General features: G+C 71.0%; 19 protein-coding genes. 7 read left to right on the top strand and 12 right to left on the bottom strand.

Annotated features, from left to right (window positions below; all coding sequences use genetic code 11):
- Nucleotides 1-165: 165 nt before the first annotated feature.
- Together H0H10_RS27740 and H0H10_RS27735 are read left to right on the top strand one after the other, a co-directional pair.
- Complete coding sequence (locus tag H0H10_RS27740) at nucleotides 166-867, top strand: DUF1707 SHOCT-like domain-containing protein (protein WP_188183876.1); 702 nt, start codon at nucleotides 166-168, stop codon at nucleotides 865-867.
- Between the two features lie 128 nt (nucleotides 868-995).
- Nucleotides 996-1,376 (top strand): WhiB family transcriptional regulator, encoded by a 381-nt coding sequence (locus tag H0H10_RS27735; protein WP_188183875.1) that lies wholly within the window; start codon nucleotides 996-998, stop codon nucleotides 1,374-1,376.
- Between the two features lie 190 nt (nucleotides 1,377-1,566).
- Here H0H10_RS27735 and glpX read toward each other — a convergent pair whose 3' ends face one another.
- A complete protein-coding gene (glpX, locus tag H0H10_RS27730; RefSeq protein WP_188183874.1) occupies nucleotides 1,567-2,601 on the bottom strand; it encodes a class II fructose-bisphosphatase in 1,035 nt (344 codons plus the stop codon).
- Between the two features lie 127 nt (nucleotides 2,602-2,728).
- Between glpX and H0H10_RS27725 the strand changes: the two genes are divergently transcribed.
- On the top strand, nucleotides 2,729-3,262 hold the full coding sequence (locus H0H10_RS27725) for a DUF4245 domain-containing protein (RefSeq protein WP_188183873.1): 534 nt from the start codon (nucleotides 2,729-2,731) through the stop codon (nucleotides 3,260-3,262).
- Between the two features lie 129 nt (nucleotides 3,263-3,391).
- On the opposite strand, the gene H0H10_RS27720 is transcribed toward H0H10_RS27725, so the two are convergent.
- Nucleotides 3,392-3,982 carry a malonic semialdehyde reductase gene (locus H0H10_RS27720; protein ID WP_188183872.1) on the bottom strand — a complete coding sequence of 197 codons (591 nt, stop codon included), beginning with the start codon at nucleotides 3,980-3,982 and terminating at the stop codon, nucleotides 3,392-3,394.
- Nucleotides 3,983-4,224: 242 nt separating this feature from the next.
- Between H0H10_RS27720 and H0H10_RS27715 the strand changes: the two genes are divergently transcribed.
- On the top strand, nucleotides 4,225-4,437 hold the full coding sequence (locus H0H10_RS27715) for a DUF4287 domain-containing protein (protein ID WP_188183871.1): 213 nt from the start codon (nucleotides 4,225-4,227) through the stop codon (nucleotides 4,435-4,437).
- A 37-nt stretch (nucleotides 4,438-4,474) separates the two neighbouring features.
- On the opposite strand, the gene H0H10_RS27710 is transcribed toward H0H10_RS27715, so the two are convergent.
- From H0H10_RS27710 to H0H10_RS27700, 3 genes are all read right to left on the bottom strand, one after another.
- Entirely contained in the window at nucleotides 4,475-4,717 is a 243-nt protein-coding gene (locus tag H0H10_RS27710; RefSeq protein WP_188183870.1) for an exodeoxyribonuclease VII small subunit, read from the bottom strand.
- A gap of 9 nt (nucleotides 4,718-4,726) precedes the next feature.
- Nucleotides 4,727-5,935, bottom strand: a complete 1,209-nt coding sequence (gene xseA, locus H0H10_RS27705) for an exodeoxyribonuclease VII large subunit (protein WP_188183869.1) — start codon at nucleotides 5,933-5,935, stop codon at nucleotides 4,727-4,729.
- Nucleotides 5,936-6,196: 261 nt separating this feature from the next.
- Nucleotides 6,197-7,570, bottom strand: coding sequence for an APC family permease (locus H0H10_RS27700; RefSeq protein ID WP_188183868.1), 1,374 nt, complete (start codon nucleotides 7,568-7,570; stop codon nucleotides 6,197-6,199).
- Between the two features lie 91 nt (nucleotides 7,571-7,661).
- Between H0H10_RS27700 and H0H10_RS27695 the strand changes: the two genes are divergently transcribed.
- Both H0H10_RS27695 and ppgK read left to right on the top strand, forming a co-directional pair.
- Complete coding sequence (locus tag H0H10_RS27695) at nucleotides 7,662-8,678, top strand: 4-hydroxy-3-methylbut-2-enyl diphosphate reductase (protein ID WP_188183867.1); 1,017 nt, start codon at nucleotides 7,662-7,664, stop codon at nucleotides 8,676-8,678.
- Nucleotides 8,679-8,707: 29 nt separating this feature from the next.
- Nucleotides 8,708-9,448 carry a polyphosphate--glucose phosphotransferase gene (ppgK, locus tag H0H10_RS27690; protein ID WP_188183866.1) on the top strand — a complete coding sequence of 247 codons (741 nt, stop codon included), beginning with the start codon at nucleotides 8,708-8,710 and terminating at the stop codon, nucleotides 9,446-9,448.
- Nucleotides 9,449-9,452: 4 nt separating this feature from the next.
- Here the strand turns inward: ppgK and H0H10_RS27685 are convergent, their stop codons facing one another.
- Nucleotides 9,453-9,986 (bottom strand): DUF6542 domain-containing protein, encoded by a 534-nt coding sequence (locus H0H10_RS27685; protein ID WP_188183865.1) that lies wholly within the window; start codon nucleotides 9,984-9,986, stop codon nucleotides 9,453-9,455.
- A 169-nt stretch (nucleotides 9,987-10,155) separates the two neighbouring features.
- On the opposite strand from H0H10_RS27685, the gene ychF reads away from it, so the two are divergent.
- Entirely contained in the window at nucleotides 10,156-11,244 is a 1,089-nt protein-coding gene (ychF, locus tag H0H10_RS27680; RefSeq protein ID WP_188183864.1) for a redox-regulated ATPase YchF, read from the top strand.
- A 115-nt stretch (nucleotides 11,245-11,359) separates the two neighbouring features.
- Here the strand turns inward: ychF and H0H10_RS27675 are convergent, their stop codons facing one another.
- The 6 genes from H0H10_RS27675 to H0H10_RS27650 form a co-directional block, all read right to left on the bottom strand.
- A complete protein-coding gene (locus H0H10_RS27675) occupies nucleotides 11,360-12,544 on the bottom strand; it encodes a DUF711 family protein (protein WP_188183863.1) in 1,185 nt (394 codons plus the stop codon).
- Nucleotides 12,541-13,725 (bottom strand): cytochrome P450, encoded by a 1,185-nt coding sequence (locus H0H10_RS27670; RefSeq protein WP_188183862.1) that lies wholly within the window; start codon nucleotides 13,723-13,725, stop codon nucleotides 12,541-12,543. The genes H0H10_RS27675 and H0H10_RS27670 overlap by 4 nt, the downstream gene beginning before the upstream one ends.
- Nucleotides 13,726-13,733: 8 nt before the next feature.
- Complete coding sequence (locus H0H10_RS27665; RefSeq protein WP_188183861.1) at nucleotides 13,734-14,468, bottom strand: thioesterase II family protein; 735 nt, start codon at nucleotides 14,466-14,468, stop codon at nucleotides 13,734-13,736.
- On the bottom strand, nucleotides 14,465-16,264 hold the full coding sequence (locus H0H10_RS27660; RefSeq protein ID WP_188183860.1) for a non-ribosomal peptide synthetase: 1,800 nt from the start codon (nucleotides 16,262-16,264) through the stop codon (nucleotides 14,465-14,467). The genes H0H10_RS27665 and H0H10_RS27660 overlap by 4 nt, the downstream gene beginning before the upstream one ends.
- 64 nt (nucleotides 16,265-16,328) lie before the next feature.
- Entirely contained in the window at nucleotides 16,329-17,036 is a 708-nt protein-coding gene (locus H0H10_RS27655) for a ubiquinone/menaquinone biosynthesis methyltransferase (protein ID WP_188183859.1), read from the bottom strand.
- A complete protein-coding gene (locus tag H0H10_RS27650; protein WP_188183858.1) occupies nucleotides 17,033-18,049 on the bottom strand; it encodes a UbiA family prenyltransferase in 1,017 nt (338 codons plus the stop codon). Before H0H10_RS27650 ends, H0H10_RS27655 begins: the two co-directional genes overlap by 4 nt.
- Nucleotides 18,050-18,098 lie beyond the last annotated feature (49 nt).

The following is an 18,098-nucleotide window of genomic DNA, read 5'->3' as shown; positions in this document are numbered from 1 at the left end:
ACGCGCGGCTGGATTCCTCAGCAACGACGGCTGGCCTCCATTGGCAGCGTCCACCAGCGTAAAACCTGACACTCACGGCGAGCTTGTGAGGTAAGGCTCAGTTGGGGGCCACGAGGTTGTCCACAGCCCTGGTCGCGATCTATCGCGTTTCGGTACGCTGCTGTCGTGGACCTTCAGAAGCACGCCGAACGGCAGGGCACGGCACCGGCGGTGTCCGAGCTGCGCGCCTCGGACGCCGACCGTGACCGCATCGCCGACATGCTGCGCGAAGCCCTCGCCGAGGGGCGCCTGACCGCCGAGGAGCACGCCGAGCGCGTCGAGGGCGTGCTGGCCGCCAAGACGGTCGGCGAGCTCGACGTGTTCGTGCGGGACCTGCCCGCCGCGCACGCCGGGCACACCGCCCCGGCCTCCGCTCCCGCGCCCAACCGTCCGGCCGCCGGCCTGATCCCCACGGACCCCGACGACAGCGTGGTGGCGGTCTTCAGCAGCGCCGTCCGCAAGGGCCGCTGGCGCGCGGGCCGCCGTATCCACGCGTACGCGGTCTTCGGCAGCGTCGAGATAGACCTCAGCGAGGCGATCTTCGAGTACCGGCAGGTCGTGATCAAGGCGGTCTCGGTCTTCGGCAACGTCGAGGTCCGCGTCCCGGAGAACGTCTCGATGCGCGGCACGGGCGGCGGCGTGCTCGGCAACTTCGAGGTGCGCACGCTCGATTCGGGCGAGGCCGACGCCCCCGTGGTCTACGTCGACGGCTGGGCCGTCCTGGGCAACGTCGAGGCGCGGCCCAAGCGCGGCAAGCTCGTCGCGGACATCCTCGACCGGGTGCAGCGCAAGGTCGACCGGAGTGTGCGCAGGCACCTGGAGCGCTGACCGATGTGAAATCCGCGTGGATCCTGCGGTGAAAGCGGCGGTTCGGAACTCAGTGCATAGGCGCGCGTACAGCGGGTAGGCCTTGACGCATCGTCTCTCGCTCGCGAAGCCGTCGTCAGGAGTAGACCGTGCTGCAACCGCCGCATTCGTCCCTGCAGGTAGCTGTCGTTCCGGCCCAGCGGGTGTCCTCGCGTGACAGGGACCAGGACGCTCCCTGGCACACCGAGGCGGTGTGCCGGCGCGACGAGGCCGGTCTGTTCTTCGCTCCCTCCAAGGAGCCCACCGCCGCCCGGCTCTCCCGTGAGGAGGCGGCCAAGCGGGTCTGCGCCCGCTGCCCGGTCATGGTCGAGTGTCGCGAGCACGCGCTCCTGCAGCCCGAGCCCTACGGCGTCTGGGGCGGCCTCACCGCCGCCGAGCGCCGCGTGGTCCTGGCCCGTCGCCGCCGCCGCGAGCTGGAACTGAAGAAGACGGCCCGCGCGGCGGCAGGACGCATAGCGGCGGCCGGCTGACCGGTCACCTGCGTGAAAAGGGCACCCTCCCGCACAGAGGGTGCCCTTTCCACTGCCGTAGGGGCACTCAGGGGCGCGGGGCTGTCATGACATGCGGCTCCGCCGCGTGGGCGCGATCAACCACATCGGACCCGCACCCGCCGTGCGACAGCAGCCACGAGCTGGAAGGCGCCCGGCACCACCGACGGAGTCACTTCGCTCGGTCGAAGTCGATCGCGCTGTACGCCCGCAGCTTGCTCAGCCGGTGCTCGGAGTCGATCCGGCGCACCGTCCCGGACTTGGAGCGCATCACGATCGAGTCGGTCGTGGCGGTCTCGGAGCGGTAGCGCACGCCGCGCAGCAGCTCGCCGTCGGTGATACCGGTCGCGACGAAGAAGACGTTGTCCCCGGAGACCAGGTCGTCGGTGGTCAGCACGCGGTCCAGGTCGTGCCCGGCGTCGATCGCGCGCTGCCGCTCCTCGTCGTCCTTGGGCCACAGCTTGCCCTGGATGGTGCCGCCCAGGCACTTCACGGCGCAGGCCGAGATGATGCCCTCGGGGGTGCCGCCGATGCCGAGCAGCAGGTCGATGCCGGTGCCCTCGCGCAGCGCCAGGATGGAGCCGGCCACGTCGCCGTCGGAGATCAGCTTGATGCGGGCGCCGGTCTCCCGCACCTCCTTGATGATGCCCTCGTGCCGGGGCCGGTCGAGGATGACGACCGTGACGTCCTCGGGCGTGACCCGCTTGGCCTTGGCGACCCGGCGGATGTTCACGGACACGGGCGCGTTGATGTCGACGAAGTCGGCGGCCTCGGGCCCGGTGACCAGCTTGTCCATGTAGAAGACGGCCGACGGGTCGAACATGGAGCCGCGCTCGGCGGCGGCCAGCACCGCGATCGCGTTGGTCATGCCCTTGGCGGTCAGCGTGGTGCCGTCGATGGGGTCGACCGCGATGTCGCACTCGGGGCCGGTTCCGTCACCCACCCGCTCTCCGTTGAAGAGCATCGGGGCCTCGTCCTTCTCGCCCTCGCCGATGACGACGACGCCGTTCATCGAGACGGTCTGGACGAGGGTCCGCATGGCGCGCACCGCGGCACCGTCGGCGCCGTTCTTGTCGCCGCGGCCGACCCAGCGGCCGGCGGCCATCGCCGCGGCCTCGGTCACCCGGACGAGCTCCATGGCGAGGTTGCGGTCGGGGGCCTCTGAGGGAACGTCCAGCTCGGACGGCAGATGATGATGCTCGGTCATCGGAGCGCACCTTTCTGATACGACGACGGCCGGATGAGGGTGTTGGCCACGACTCTATCGTCAGTCCGACAAAATGAGCAGGGGACCCCACGGATGAGCGGATCAGGCACCTGCGACGATAGGGGGCGTGGCAGGTACGAACGGCAAGCAGAAGACGGCCCGGGACATGGTCCTCTCCCTGGGGGTCATCGTGCTGGCGGGGCTCGTCATGTGGGTCTTCATCCCGCATGACGACAAGGAGCCCGACATCAAGCGTGTGGACTACCGGGTGGAGCTGCTGACCGCGCGCCGTGCGGCGCCGTATCCGGTGGCGGCGCCCGAGGGGCTGGCCAAGGAGTGGAAGCCCACCTCGGTCCGCTACCGGGGCGACGACTTCGACACCTGGCACCTGGGCTTCCACACCCCGGACGGCGAGTACGTGCAGGTCCAGCAGTCGACGCAGAAGCCGGCCAGGTTCATAGAGGACGCGACCCAGGGTGCCGCGAAGACCGAGCGGGCCGAGGAGATCGGCGGCCGGACGTGGACGCGCTACACGGGCGGGCGGTACGACGCGCTGGTGCTCCAGGACGTGGACGGCATGAAGGGCGCGACGACCGTGGTGGCGGGCACGGGCTCGTTCGAGCAGCTGGCCGACATGGCGGCGGCGCTGAAGATGGACTGAGTGCGACTGAGTGCGACTGAGTGCGGCTGAGCGCGACTGTGTGCGCGGGACGCGACGAGGAAGGGCCCCCGGCGGGATGCCGGGGGCCCTTCCGTATGCCGGGCTCGTGCGTGGGCCGGGTCCGATCGCTCAGACCGTGGTGACGACCTGGTGGTACTCGAGGCGCGGGGAGCGCGGGAACCAGGCGTCCGGGCCCGGCTTGCCGATGTTGACGACCATCAGCGGGGTGTGGTCGTCGTCCAGGAACTCCTTGCGGACACCCTCGAAGTCCAGGCCGGTCATCGGGCCGGCGGCCAGGCCCGCGGCGCGGACGCCGATGATGAAGTAGGCGGCCTGGAGGGAGGCGTTCAGCGCGGCGGCACCCTCGCGCACCGGGCGCTCGCTGAAGAAGGCGTCCTTGGCCTGCGGGAAGTGCGGGAAGAGCTGGGGCAGCTCCTCGTGGAACTCGTTGTCGGCCGACAGGATCGCGACCAGCGGGGCGGCGGCCGTCTTGGGCTGGTTGCCCTCGGCCATGTGCTGGACCAGGCGCTCGCGGGCCTCGGCGGAGCGGACCAGGGTGATGCGCAGCGGCGACTGGTTGAAGGCGGTCGGGCCGTACTTGACCAGGTCGTAGATCGCCTGCACCTGCTCGTCGGTCACCGGCTCGTCGGTGAAGGTGTTCGCGGTGCGGGCCTCGCGGAACAGCAGGTCCTGTGCGGCGGGGTCGAGAACGAGAGACATGCGTGATCTTTCTCGGGTGGTGCGTCGGGGCCGTGCGCGTCGGCACGGATCCGTTGACGGGCATCACGCTACGGCAGGGAAGTTCAAGCTTCAACCAAAGGGGGAGTGCGGTGATCCGCTTCACAGCTCCGGCTGATGGTGAATGTGACGTCGATCACGCTCTTCCGGCGATCATTTCGCGGGCTCCCCGCGGTCTTCCATGACGGACAAGCCGCCACTCGAACAGATGGGACCGCATCGCCATGACCGCCACCGTGAAGGGCCCGGCCAGCTACTTTCCGTCGATCGAGAAGAAGTACGGCCGCCCGGTCGCGGAATGGAAGGAGCTGATCCGCTCCTCGCCGCTCGCCAAGCACATGGAACTCGTCGCCTGGCTCAAGACCGAGCACGGACTCGGCCACGGGCACGCCAACGCGCTCGTCGCGCACACGCTCGCCGAGGACAGCGGGAAGTAGGCCCCGCCGCGGCCCCCCGGGGCCTGTCCGACAGGCCCTAGTCCTCGCTCTCCGCCTCGGCCTCCTCGGCCAGCGCCGCGTCCAGACGCGCCCGGGCACCCTCCAGCCAGCGCCGGCACACCTTCGCCAGTTCCTCGCCCCGCTCCCACAGGGCGAGGGATTCCTCCAGCGTCGTACCGCCGGCCTCCAGCCGTCGTACGACCTCGATCAGCTCGTCCCGGGCCTGCTCGTACCCGAGCGCCTCGGACACGGCCGCCGGCTTCTCAACCTCGCTGGTCATCCACCCACCTTATGCGTCGACTCGTACGGAGAACTCGCCCTCGGAGACCCGGGCGCGCAGCGTCTGTCCGGGCGTCACCTCGCCGGGGTCCCGCACGGCGTGGCCGTCGGCCCGCTGCAGGACGGCGTACCCGCGCTTCAGGGTCGCGGCGGGGGAGAGGGCCACCACGCGCGCGTGCGTGTGCGTCAGCTCGGAGTCGGCCCGGTCCAGGTGGTGCCGCAGGGAGCGGTGGCCGCGCTCCAGCAGGGCCGTCACCTGCTCGGCGCGCTCGTCGATCATGCGGTGCGGATCCTGTATCGCGGGCCGGGCCAGCGCGTGGGCCAGCCCTCGCTCCTCGCGGTCGACGAACGCCGCCATGCAGCGCCGGGCCCGGTCCCGCAGCAGCCGGACCCGCTCGTACTCCTCGCCGACGTCCGGCACCACCTTCTTGGCGGCGTCGGTCGGCGTGGAGGCGCGCAGGTCGGCGACGTGGTCCAGCAGCGGGTTGTCCGGCTCGTGGCCGATCGCCGAGACGACGGGCGTACGGCACTGGGCCACCGCCCGCACCAGCTGCTCGTCGGAGAACGGCAGCAGGTCCTCCACGCTGCCGCCGCCCCGCGCGACGACGATCACGTCCACGTCGTCCATCGCGTCCAGCTCCTTGACGGCCTGCACCACCTGCGGCACGGCGTGCACGCCCTGCACGGCGACGTTGCGCACCTCGAAGCGGACCGCCGGCCAGCGGTGCCGGGCGTTCTCCAGGACGTCCCGCTCGGCGGCCGAGGCACGCCCGCACACCAGGCCGACGAGCTGCGGCAGGAAGGGCAGCGGCTTCTTCCGCTCCGGCGCGAACAGTCCCTCGCGGGCGAGGCTCTTCTTCAGCTGCTCCAGGCGCGCGAGCAGCTCGCCGACCCCCACGGGCCTGATCTCGGCGGCACGCAGCGACAGCTGGCCGCGGGGGGCGTACCACTCCGGCTTGGCGTGGACGACGACACGGGCGCCCTCACCGATCACGTCGGCGACCGCGTCGAACACCTGCCGGTAGCAGGTGACGCCCACGGAGATGTCGTACGACGGGTCGCGCAGCGTCAGGAACACCACCCCGGCGCCGGGCCGCCGCGACAACTGCGTGATCTGCCCCTCGACCCACACCGCGCCGAGCCGGTCGATCCACCCCCCGATCAGCCGCGACACCTCACCGACGGGCAGGGGCGTTTCCGCAGACGTGTTCACAGCCATGCGCCCGAGCGTAACGGCCACCTACGACAACGCGTCCGCACCGGACCCGGCCACCTCCCACGGCACCCGCGCCCCCTGGCGGTAGGCCCCGGCTCGCCTGCGCCCCGCGGGACAGCCCCGCTCGCACCTGCCCCGCGGGACAGCCCCGCTCGCACCTGCCCCGCGGGACAGCCCCGCTCGCACCTGCCGGCGGTGCACCCCGCCCCTCACGTGCCTGGCGGGACGCCCCGGCTCGCCTGCCCCCGGCGGTGCACCCCGCCCTCACGTGCCCGGCGGGACGCCCCGGCGTGTCTGGATCGCCAGGACCGCCAGGCCGAGGGCCAGCCAGATCGCCCCCACCACCTGGGCCGTCCCCGAAGCCTCCACGATCACCGCGACCGTGATCGCCGCGCCGAGCACCGGCACCAGTACATGCCGCCACCAGCTCACCGGCCCTCCGGCGCGCCGGAGGGCGAACCACCCCACCACGCTCGCGTGCAGCAGCGTGAACGCGGTCAGCGCGCCGATGTCGACCACCGACACCAGATGGTCGAGGCCGTCGTCCCGCTGCGCCGCCCACACCGCCGCCACCAGCGTGATCACCGCCGCGACCAGCAGCGCCACCCGCGGCACCCCGGAATCCGTCCTGGACAGCGCCCGCGGCAGCCGCCGGTCGCGGCCCATCGCGAACAGCAGCCGCCCGGCCGCCGCCTGCCCGGCCAGCGCGGCGAACGCGGCACCGATCGCCTTGCTCACCGCCACCAGGTCGTGCAGCCAGGTCCCGACGGCGACGTCCACGGCGTCGTAGAACGCCGAACCCTGCCGCTCCGGCTCCGCCGCGAGCCGCGCCGACGACACCGGCTCCAGCAGCGCCACCAGATACGTCTGCGCCACGAACAGCACACCCGCCAGCGCCAGACAGAACAGCAGCGCCCGCGCCACCTGCGCCGACCCCCCGGTGACCTCCTCCGCGAAGGTCGCGATCGCGTCGAAGCCCAGATACGACAGCACCGCCACCGACACCGCGCCCACCACCGCCGACAGCGCGAACGCCCCCTGCGTACCGTCCCCGGACAGCGGCGACAGCCAGCCCCGCTCGGCGCCGTCGCGCGCGAGGACCACGACCGCCGCCACGACGAACACCAGCAGGACCACGATCTCCATGGCGAGGACCAGGAAGCCCACCCGCGCCGCCGCGCGCACGCCCCACAGGTTCAGCAGGGTCGTCACGACCACCGCCAGCGCCGTCCACACCCAGCGGGACACCGCCGGGACCAGCGCCTCCATCGCGATGCCGGAGAACAGGTACGCCACCGCCGGGATGAGGACGTAGTCCAGCATCGCCATCCAGCCGGCGACGAAACCGGCCCCTCTGCCGAGCCCCGCGCGCGCGTAGGCGAACACCGACCCCGCCTGCGGGACCACCCGCACCATCTGCGCGTAGCTGAAAGCGGTGAACGCCATCGCGACCGTGGCGACGACGTACACCAGCGCCACCGCGCCGTGCGACTTGGCGTCCAGCGTGCCGAACACCCCGACCGGCGCCATGGGCGCGATGAACAGCAGCCCGTAGACCACCAGGTCCCGGAAGCCCAGGCTGCGCCGCAGGCGGTGTTCCTCGCCGGCCCCGGGGGGCCTCGTGCCGCCGTCGGACATGGTGCCTCCGCGAGTGCCTCGGAACCTCCCCGTCAGTTTCCCGGCGACGCCGCGCCCACGCGATCTCCGACCCGCCGAACGCGGCCTTACGATGGTGCCCATGACTGCTTCGTCTGGCCGCCGTGTCCTGCTCGCCGCCCCCCGTGGCTACTGCGCGGGTGTGGACCGCGCCGTGATCGCCGTCGAAAAGGCCCTGGACCAGTACGGGGCCCCCGTCTACGTCCGGCACGAGATCGTCCACAACAAGTACGTCGTCCAGACCCTGGAGAAGAAGGGCGCCGTCTTCGTCGAGCGGACCGAGGAGGTCCCCCCGGGGAACATCGTCATGTTCTCCGCGCACGGCGTGGCCCCCGTCGTCCACGAGGAGGCCGAGCGCGGCCGCCTCGCCACCATCGACGCGACCTGCCCCCTGGTGACCAAGGTCCACAAGGAGGCCGTCCGCTTCGCCAAGGAGGACTACGACATCCTCCTGATCGGCCACGAGGGCCACGAGGAGGTCATCGGCACCTCCGGCGAGGCCCCCGACCACATCCAGCTCGTCGACGGCCCGGACGACGTCGCCAAGGTCGAGGTCCGCGACCCGTCCAAGGTCGTCTGGCTCTCCCAGACCACCCTGTCCGTCGACGAGACCATGGAGACCGTCGACGCGCTCAAGGACAAGTTCCCGCAGATGATCTCCCCGCCCAGCGACGACATCTGCTACGCCACGCAGAACCGCCAGCTCGCGGTCAAGCAGATGGGCGCCGAGGCCGACCTGGTGATCGTCGTCGGCTCCCGCAACTCCTCCAACTCCAAGCGGCTCGTCGAGGTCGCCAAGCAGGCGGGCGCGCGCGAGGCGTACCTGGTGGACTTCGCCCACGAGATCGACGAGTCCTGGCTGGAGGGCGTCTCCACCGTCGGCGTCACCTCCGGTGCCTCCGTGCCGGAGGTGCTGGTCGAGCAGGTCCTGGAGTGGCTGGCCGAGCGCGGTTACGCGGACGTGGAGATCGTCAAGGCCGCCGAGGAGTCCATCACCTTCTCGCTGCCCAAGGAGCTGCGCCGCGACCTGCGCGAGGAGGCGGCGGCCCTGGTGGCGGAGCGGGGCGGCTCGGGTACCGCCGGAGCGTGACCGTCAGTCGTCCGTCGTAACGTGGAGCCATGCAGATCTTCGGCGTGGACATCGGCGGATCCGGGATCAAGGGCGCCCCTGTGGACCTCGACAGGGGCGACCTGGCGGAGGAGCGCTGCAAGGTACTCACCCCGCACCCGGCGACCCCTGACGGCGTGGCCGACGGAGTGAAGCAGGTCGTCGACCACTTCGGCTGGACGGGTCCGGTGGGCCTGACCTTTCCCGGAGTGGTCACGGGCGGCGCCATGATCCGCACGGCGGCGAACGTCGACAAGAGCTGGATCGACACGGACGCCCGCGCCCTGTTCAGCGAGCGGCTGGGCGGCCTGGACGTGACCGTGGTCAACGACGCGGACGCGGCGGGCGTCGCCGAGATGCACTTCGGCGCCGGGCGCGGGCGGAAGGGCACGGTCATCGTGCTCACCTTCGGGACCGGCATCGGCAGTGCCGTCTTCACCGACGGCACCCTCGTCCCCAACACCGAGCTGGGCCACCTGGAGCTGGAGGGGCACGACGCGGAGAAGCGGGCCTCCAGCAAGGCCAAGGACGACCACGACCTGTCGTGGGAGCAGTGGGCCCGCCGGGTGCAGAAGTACCTCGCCCACGTCGAGATGCTCTTCTCGCCCGAGCTGTTCATCATCGGCGGCGGGGTCAGCCGCAAGGCCCACAAGTTCCTGCACCACATCCAGGGCGTCCAGGCGGAGATCGTCCCCGCGCAGCTGCAGAACAACGCCGGGATCGTGGGAGCGGCGATGCGCGCGGCCGGCTGAGCCGTCACCCGGCCGGACGCCTGCGGGCGGCGGCCCTGCGCCGCAGCAGCCGGATCCTCCGCGCCATCACGAGCGATCCCGCGAGCAGCGTCCCCCCGTACAGCCACCCGGCCTCGGTGGCCAGCGCCGTCACGAGGCCCATCAGCCGTCCGCCGGTGCCGTCGCCGCTGTCGGCGACGGGCAGCAGACCCACGGCGAACGCGATGGGCACGACCACCGGGGCGGTGAGCAGGTCCCCCCGGCGCACCCAGAGCGCCGTGAGCACGCACACCGGCAGGAAGAGCACGCCGTAGACCGCCGGCGAGCCGCCGAACAGCAGGTGGTCGAGGAACCCGAGCGCCGACATCGCCGCCGTGCAGAACAGGCCGCAGCCCAGCCCGGTCAGCCGCGGGTTCGGCATGCGGCGCGGCGCCCGCGCCGACGGGGGCCCGTACCGGGGCCGTACCGCCGCTGCCTCGGTACCCCTTCCCTGCGGGGGCAGCGGCACCCCGCCACGTCGCGGTCCGTACCGCGGGGATCGCGTCCTGTGTTGCTCCACTGGACCAACTTAGGTCGTTTTATGTGCTGAATCGGCTCTCGGACACGCCGTCGGACGGAGCTTGGCCAAGCGTTCGACACCGCGCCGGTACGGGGGAGCGCACCCCGTAGACTGGTGGATCGGCCCTGCCGGGCTCCTCTCCGCATCCTCACGTACGGGAAGTCGCAACGTGTCGCTCACGATCGGAATCGTCGGTCTGCCGAATGTCGGCAAGTCGACCCTGTTCAACGCCCTGACCAAGAACGACGTGCTCGCGGCCAACTACCCGTTCGCCACGATCGAGCCGAACGTGGGCGTGGTCGGCGTCCCCGACCCCCGCCTGACCAAGCTGGCCGAGATCTTCTCCTCGGAGCGGATCCTCCCGGCGACGGTCGACTTCGTCGACATCGCGGGCATCGTGCGCGGCGCGTCCGAGGGCGAGGGCCTGGGCAACAAGTTCCTCGCGAACATCCGCGAGTCCGACGCGATCTGCCAGGTCATCCGTGCCTTCAAGGACGAGAACGTCGTCCACGTCGACGGCAAGGTCTCGCCCAAGGACGACATCGAGACGATCAACACCGAGCTGATCCTCGCCGACCTCCAGACCATCGAGAAGGTCCTCCCGCGCCTCCAGAAGGAGTCCCGGATCAAGAAGGACGTCGCGCCGAAGGTGAAGGCGGTCGAGGAGGCGAAGGAGATCCTGGAGAAGGGCGACACCCTCTTCTCCCAGGGCATCGTCCAGGGCACCGAGCGCGCCGAGCTCCTCCACGACCTGCACCTCCTCACGACGAAGCCCTTCCTCTACGTCTTCAACGTCGACGAGGACGAGCTGACCGACGAGGACTTCAAGAACGAGCAGCGCGCCCTGGTCGCCCCCGCCGAGGCGATCTTCCTCAACGCCAAGCTCGAGGCGGACCTCGCCGAGCTGGAGGAGGACGAGGCGCTGGAACTCCTCCAGTCCGTCGGTCAGGACGAGCCCGGCCTCGCCACCCTCGCCCACGTCGGCTTCCGCACCCTCGGCCTGCAGACCTACCTGACGGCCGGCCCGAAGGAATCCCGCGCCTGGACCATCAAGAAGGGCGCCACCGCCCCCGAGGCCGCCGGCGTCATCCACACCGACTTCCAGAAGGGCTTCATCAAGGCCGAGGTCATCTCCTTCGAGGACCTGGTCGAGACGGGCTCGGTGGCAGAGGCCCGAGCCAAGGGCAAGGCCCGCATGGAGGGCAAGGACTACGTCATGCAGGACGGGGACGTGGTGGAGTTCCGCTTCAACGTTTAGGCGATGCGCACGCCAGAGGGGCCCGACTCGTCGAGTCGGGCCCTGGCCGTTTTGGCGGCACGTGCGGATCACGCGCAGCGGAGATGGCGGGCTGCCCCGGCCATGGCGGCGGGCGCTATCTGGTGGGGTAGGCGATGTTGACTATCTGTTCTGCTCGGAACTGTGTTCGGTGTGGGTCGGAGTCGGGTGGTGCCGGCATCAGCCGGGCGGACAGGGGTTTCCTCCAGCGGGCCGACAGGGCTGCCATGTCCGCGATCATGGCGGTGACCTCGTGCTCGGGGGTGGATGCGGGCAAGGGGATCGTGTCCATCCCGGCGCCGCAGACCGACGAGTACGCGAGCACCGAGTCGGTGTCGATGCGGCCCTCCTGCCAGGCCAGTGCGAGCACCCTGTCCTCAAGGACCGGGAGCATCAGTCCCGCGTATCCGACCGTGGGCCGGCCGACGGAGCGGATGCCCGCCGTGACCGCCGCGCAGGCCGCCATCGTCCCGGGAGTGCCGAACCGGATGCCGCCCACGGTCTCCAGGAACTCCCCGATGCCGGCGTCGGGGGCGCAGGCCGGGGACGGATCGAAGCCGTGGAACAGCAGGCCGTGGCGCTCGCATGCCGGTCGCAGGAGGTCGTCGAGGGGGTCCAACTGCTCGTGCAGGCAGGTCCTGGTCAGTTCCGTCGCCCCGGTGAGGCCGGCCGGCGCCGCCTCGCGGGCGCGGGCGAGCAGAGGGCCAGCCGACTGGAGGCCCACGCTCACCCCCGCGTCGCCTCCGTCGCTGTACGAGCCGGGGAACAGCGGCGCATTGGCGCCCAGGTGGGCGACCGCCGCGAACCGGAAGTTGGCCTCCGCGTCGCGGCTCGCCAGCTCGCGGACCACGGCCCCGCTGAAGGCGACGGCCGCGTGGTCCACCTCGGCGCCGTCGGCGACGACGACGGCGAGGAACAGGGACGGGTGAGCGACCAGCACGTCCGCGACGACCGAGGGCTCCAAGCCCGTGAGCGCGGAGGGCCGCAGCGCGCCCAGTGACGCGCTGCCCACGCCCGACCGCCGGCAGCCCTCGACGAGACCGGCGGCTCGCGCGCGGAGCCGGTCGTGGCCGATCGGCCGGTCGAGCGCCGGGCTGGAGAGGCGCACCGTCTGCACCTCGTACCCGGCACCGGCGATCTCGTCGCCGATCACCATCGCCTTTTCGCCGTACCGGCCGATGCCGGCGGTGTCGGCGGTGTCGGTCCGTTCACCATGGAACAGCTCGTCGGGGAGGCACAGGGTCACCGCCCGTACCGGGGAAGCGGATGTCGTCCCTGTCATGCGTGCAGCACCACCGGCAGTCTGTTCAGTCCCCAGGTGAAGTTCGACCCGTTGTAGCGCGGCTCGCCCTCCAGCGTCATCGATCGCACCCGGACCCGCAGCGTGCGGAGATACGCGGTGATCTCCAGCCGTGCGAGCCGGCTCCCCAGACACATGTGGCGGCCCGCGCCGAAGCTCAGATGCCGGTTGCCGCTCCGGCCGACGTCGAAGGTGTCCGGGTCGTCGAACACCTCCGGATCCCGGTTGGCCGAGCCGATCCAGGTCACGACGCGCTGTCCCGGCTCGACCTCGACGTCCCCGATGCGCAGCGCCTCCGTGGCGGTCCGCAGCACGTGCATGCCGGGCACCGACCAGCGCAGCGCCTCCTCGGTGGCGACGGCCGGCTCGACGTCCCCGCGGAGTACGCGGTCCCACTGGTCGGGGTGTTGCGCCAGCTGGAGCGTGAGCGCGGCCAGGGTGAACCGGGTCGTCTCGTTCCCGCCGGCCAGGATTCCGCTCAGGTTGAAGACCAGTTCCTCGTCCGTCACCCGGGTGCCGCCGGAGTTCCGCGCGGTGAGACCGCTGATGAACGCGTTCGTGCCGGTCCTGCGGTTCTCGCGCACCAGGTCGCTGAAGTACTTGAAGATCTCGCCGTTCGCCGTGATGCGCTGTACCTCGGACGGAGATTCGAACGCCTCGGTGGTCTTCCTGCCGATCCATTCCCAGTCCGCGCGGGGCAGGCCCATGATGGCGCAGATGACGTCGGTCGGGATCCGTTCCAGCTGCTCGATGAGGTCCGGGCCGGGGTGCCGTACGGCCGTCGCGACGACGCCGGCGACGACCTCCTCCACGTACTCCTCGGCCCTGGACAGCACCTCGTTCGAGAACGGCTGGATGAGCACGCGCTTCATCCGCGTGTGGTCGGGCGGGTCGGCGACGATCAGCATCTTGTTCGCCACGGCGCCGACCGCATGGTCCGCCGAGCCGAGCCGCATGCCCTTCGCCGAGCTCATCCGTGTGCTGTCGCGGTGCACGGAGACCACGTCGTGGTAGCGGGTGACGCTCCAGAACCCGTCCGGATCCCCGGCGGGGCGCTGCCAGGAGACGGGGTCGTTCGCCCGGTACCAGGCGAAGACGTCGTAGAAACCGGTGCCCTCGAAGAGACCCGGCTCGAACAGGTCCGGCGCTGTCAGCTGTGTCATCCGCTGCGTCATCCGCGCACCGCCTGGTGGAAAGCGGCGCCGGGCACGGCATCGGAGATCATCCCGATGAGGGCGTCCGGGTCCATGAACTCGTGGTGGTCCGCTTCGATCACCTGATGTCCTCGGTAGTCGGCGGCGCTCTCGCGCCACCGGGCCATCTGCGCCGTGGTGACGACCGTGTCGCGGCGTCCCGAGACCGATCGCAGTGATGTGCCGGTCAGCGGCGCGGACGGCACCTGGTAGTCCGCCATGAGGCGCAGGTCCGAGCGCAGGGACGCGACGGCGTACCCGGCGAGCCCGGACTCGCGGACCGACGGGTGGAGCAGGGCCGTCAGATGCGCCCGGGGCGGGTTCGCGGCGGGGAAGGTCCTCCAGTGTTCCGGCGAGCGGGCGGCGGCGACCACCAGCGAGCGGGCCGCGGTCCCGGTGGATTCGAGCCGCCTCGCCACCTCGTAGGCGATGAGCGCGCCGAGACTGACGCCCAGCAGCACCAGCGGGCGACGCCGCGCGGGTTCGCGCAGTTCGCCGCTGACGCGATCGACCACCTCGGCCAGGCTGGTGGCCACCGGATCCGCCACCCGGTCCTCGCGTCCGGGCAGTTGCACGCCGAGCAGGTGCGTCCCGCGGGGCAGCACCGCCGCGGTCGCGCGCAGGCGCAGGCAGCCCGCGCCCGCCTGCGGGAACACCACCACGGTGGCGGCGGCGCTCTCCCCGGCAGCGGTGAAGGAGCGCAGGTACGTCACGCCGCCCTCGCTTCGTCGATCCTTTTCGCCAGTGCTCCGGGGGTTCTGGCCGTGAGGACGTCCAGGATCGTGACCGTCACTCCCAGCTCCGTCTCGATCCGCGAGGCCAGTTGGGCGGCGAGCAGGGAGTGTCCGCCGATGGCGAAGAAGTCGGAGTCCCGGGCGACGGCATGCCCGAAGGCGCCGCTCCACGCCTCCAGGACGCCGCCGAGGACGTGGTCGTCACCCGCGGACCCGGCGCCGTCCGCCTCGGCGTCACCGTGCGCCGCCCGTTCCGCGTCACCGCGCGCCGCCAGTTCGGCGTCGCCGAGCCCGGCCACCTCGCGCCGTGCGACTTTGCCGGTCGGCTCCAGCGGAATGCCGGCGATGTGATGCACCAGGGTGGGGCGCAGCTGACGCGGCAGCCGTGCGGCGAACGCGGAGGCGAGCCGCCTGCGCAGGTCGTCGTCGAGGGGATGACCGGCGGCGGTCTGGAGGCCGATGGCGAGTGCGGGCGGCTCACCGCGTGTGTAGGCCACCGCGCCCTCCACGCCGGGCACTTCGCAGGCGATGTTCTCCAGCTCTTCGAGCTCCACCCGGAAGCCGCCCACCTTGACCTGGTTGTCGGCCCTGCCGAGGATGTTCAACTGCCCGTCGGCATGGAGCACTCCGAGGTCTCCCGTACGGAAGTGCCCGGCGCCGTCGCGGTCGACGAACCGGTCCGCGCCCGGCCCCCTCGCATCGACGTACCCGAGGGCGACCCCGGCGCCGCCGATGAGGATCTCGCCGGTCACGCCGGGCGGGACCTCGTTGAGGTCGGCGTCGACGACGGTGACCGTGTAGCCGGACAGCGGCCGGCCGATGGTGCGGGGGTCGTCGCCGCGGGCGGTGTCGGCCATGGTGGCGGCGATGGTGGTCTCGGTCGGCCCGTACACGTTGATGACGCGGCCGGCCGTCGTCCGGAGGCGGTCGGCCAGGGAGTCCGGACAGCGCTCGCCGGCCACCACGGCGACCTCTGCCTTCGGCAGCTCGGTGAGCGTGGCGTACAGCGAGGGGGTCATGCAGAGGCAGTCGATCTCCCATGTGGCCAGGTCCCGTTCCAGGTCCCCGCGCGCCGGGTCGAGCGCGACGCAGGTGACACCGTTGACGAAGGGGGTGAGGACCGACCACAGCCAGCCGTCGAAACCCGGGGAGACCACCGAGACCGCCCGGCTGCCCGGCCGGTACCCGAGCGATTCGGCGTTGGCCAGGAGGTTCCCCAGGGCGGTGGAGCCGACGCGCACGCCCTTGGGGCGGCCGGTGGTGCCCGAGGTGTAGACGACGTACGCCTCGGACCGGCGCTCGCCGTCGGCCCACTCGTCCCAGGCGAACGCACCGGGCGGCAGGTCGGCGCAGTGGCTGTGCGAGCCGTGCGTCCCGACCAGCGTGAGGCCCAGTCCGGCGGCGTCCGGCTCCGACGACACGACCACCTTGCACCCGGCGTCCGCCACGATCCAGCGCAGGCGTTCGGCCGGGTGCCGTTCGTCGAGCAGCACCGCCGACGATCCGTTGGCCCAGATCGCCAGCAGGCTGCTGAGCGCGTAGCGCGACCGGCCCGCCATGACGGCGACCCGGTCGCCCGCACCGGCCCCGGCCCGCTCCAGGCGGCCGGCCAGGGTCCGCGTCGAAGCGGCGATCTCCCTCCAGGTCAGCCCCTCGCCGTCGGTTCCGATCGATCCGACGCGGTCGGGCTGTTCGGACGTCCAGCGCTCCAGGGCCTTTGTGACGTGCGCTATGTGAGGGACAGCCGCGTCGCTGTCCGGAACAGGTCTGCTCACGAGATCTCCCCCTAGGTCCACCGAGAAGGCCCGGTGCGTCGGTGGGCTGCCGCCGCCGGCACCGTCAATCCCCCTTGGTGGCCCACAGAATGACGTTCGTACCGAAGAACTTCTTGCGCCACCCGATGTCCTTGAACCCGAGTCCGCGCAGCGCCCCGGCGATGCTCTGCGGTGATTCGAAGGCGCGTGTGCTGGATTCGAGATAGCTGTAGGACGACCGGTCGCGCGCCACGACCTGCCCCAGCAGCGGGACGACGACGCGCATTCCCCACTTCATGACCGGCTCCACCAGGCCGCTCGGGGGGCACGTCTCCAGGATCACGAGGCGCCCGCCCGGTTTGAGGACCCGGTGTTGTTCGCGGAGCACCCGGTCCAGGTCCTCGACGTTCCTGAGGAGGTAACCCTCGGTGATCCCGTCGAAGAACTCGTCCTCGAACGGCAGACTGGCCGCGTCCGCGTGCTGCCAGCGCACCGCGCCGGCCCCGGGTTTGGCCTTGGCCCGGCGCAGCATCTCCTCCGAGAAGTCGACGCCGGTCACCGTGACGGTGGGGTGTCTGCGGGCCGCCTCCAGAGCGATCACACCCGTACCCGTGGCCAGGTCGAGCAGCTGTCCGCCCCGGACGGGTGCGACACGCGCGGCCACTTCCCGGCACCACTTCTCATGGCGGCCCAGCGTCATGACGAAGTTCATCCGGTCGTAGTATCCGGCGATCTTCTGGAAGATCCCGTGTACTTCGGAGCCCTTGCCACGACGTGCGCGATCACTCGTCACCTGTTCCGTCCTCCTCCACTGGAGCCCACTACCGAATCAACCGAATCAACCCGGGCGATGTGGTGACTCACCCTGGAGTCCGAACCGGACAGGTCCACCACGGCCATGACCGCGACGGCGAGGAGCCCGATCAGCGCCGTGCCGACCGATGGCCGCAACCCGAAGAGCAGAAGACCGAGAAAGATCACGGACACGTACATGTCCCGTTGGCCGACCAGGTTGTACTCGACCGGCGTCCGGGCCCGGACCATGAAGATCATGTTAGCCACGGCCGGGATCACCATGACCCCCGCATAAACCAGCCGGTCAGGCGTATCGGTGAGGAGAACGAGCACCGGGAAAGCGGCGTACACCAGGGTGGTCGCCGCGGCGGCGACCCAGGCGCCCGCGAGCTGCGACGGCAGGAGCACCGGAATGGTCCGCAGGCCGGCCGCCTTGTCCCCCGCGTAGTCGGGGACGTTCTTCATGATGCCCTTGGCGAAGTACCAGCAGAACAGGAACACCCCGAGAACGACCGGCTGATAGGTGTCGTACCGGGGGATCTCCCACCACGAGTCACCGAGCAGCGCACCGGCGATGTAGGGCTCCGTGACCGCCATCGAGAAGACCGCCATACCGGTGACCGGACGGCCCTTCAGACGGAACCTCGGCGACGAGTAACCGAGCACGAGGAAAACGCTGAACACCCACAGGAGGGTCTGCGCGAACGAGATCACCAGCGAGAGCACCAGCATGATGCCCAGGCTTGCGTACAGAACCCTCTGGAGAAGTCCCACGCCGGCCGTTTCGACCAGCTTCAACCGGCCCGGTACGTTCCTGCCGTCCTCCACGAGGTCGGTCACGGCGTTGTGGGCGTTGGCCGCCAGAGGGGCGAGCACGTGAAAGAGGACACCGAGCAGCACCGTGAGGTCGAAGCGGTGGCCGGCCACGGCCACGCCCACGCAATAGGACAGGGGGCTGACCAGGAGCGTACGGGGACGCACGTTTTTGACCACCGCGTTGAAACGGGTCATGCCTCGCATGGCCAAGCCTCTCTCGTGAAATGGTGCCGCCTCCGGCGGA

Source organism: Streptomyces griseicoloratus (assembly GCF_014534645.1).
GTDB lineage: Bacteria > Actinomycetota > Actinomycetes > Streptomycetales > Streptomycetaceae > Streptomyces > Streptomyces griseicoloratus.
Note: the sequence above shows the minus strand (reverse complement) of the source record. Positions and strands in the feature narration are given on the sequence as shown.

What these genes read in the sequence shown, in the direction of transcription:
- H0H10_RS27650 (WP_188183858.1), bottom strand. Translation starts at nt 18,049, where the DNA reads ATGACCCGTTTCAACGCGGTGGTCAAAAACGTGCGTCCCCGTACGCTC.
- H0H10_RS27715 (WP_188183871.1), top strand. Translation starts at nt 4,225, where the DNA reads ATGACCGCCACCGTGAAGGGCCCGGCCAGCTACTTTCCGTCGATCGAG.
- H0H10_RS27710 (WP_188183870.1), bottom strand. Translation starts at nt 4,717, where the DNA reads ATGACCAGCGAGGTTGAGAAGCCGGCGGCCGTGTCCGAGGCGCTCGGG.
- glpX (WP_188183874.1), bottom strand. Translation starts at nt 2,601, where the DNA reads ATGACCGAGCATCATCATCTGCCGTCCGAGCTGGACGTTCCCTCAGAG.
- H0H10_RS27720 (WP_188183872.1), bottom strand. Translation starts at nt 3,982, where the DNA reads ATGTCTCTCGTTCTCGACCCCGCCGCACAGGACCTGCTGTTCCGCGAG.
- H0H10_RS27675 (WP_188183863.1), bottom strand. Translation starts at nt 12,544, where the DNA reads ATGACAGGGACGACATCCGCTTCCCCGGTACGGGCGGTGACCCTGTGC.
- H0H10_RS27700 (WP_188183868.1), bottom strand. Translation starts at nt 7,570, where the DNA reads ATGTCCGACGGCGGCACGAGGCCCCCCGGGGCCGGCGAGGAACACCGC.
- ppgK (WP_188183866.1), top strand. Translation starts at nt 8,708, where the DNA reads ATGCAGATCTTCGGCGTGGACATCGGCGGATCCGGGATCAAGGGCGCC.
- H0H10_RS27695 (WP_188183867.1), top strand. Translation starts at nt 7,662, where the DNA reads ATGGTGCCCATGACTGCTTCGTCTGGCCGCCGTGTCCTGCTCGCCGCC.
- H0H10_RS27670 (WP_188183862.1), bottom strand. Translation starts at nt 13,725, where the DNA reads ATGACACAGCTGACAGCGCCGGACCTGTTCGAGCCGGGTCTCTTCGAG.
- xseA (WP_188183869.1), bottom strand. Translation starts at nt 5,935, where the DNA reads ATGGCTGTGAACACGTCTGCGGAAACGCCCCTGCCCGTCGGTGAGGTG.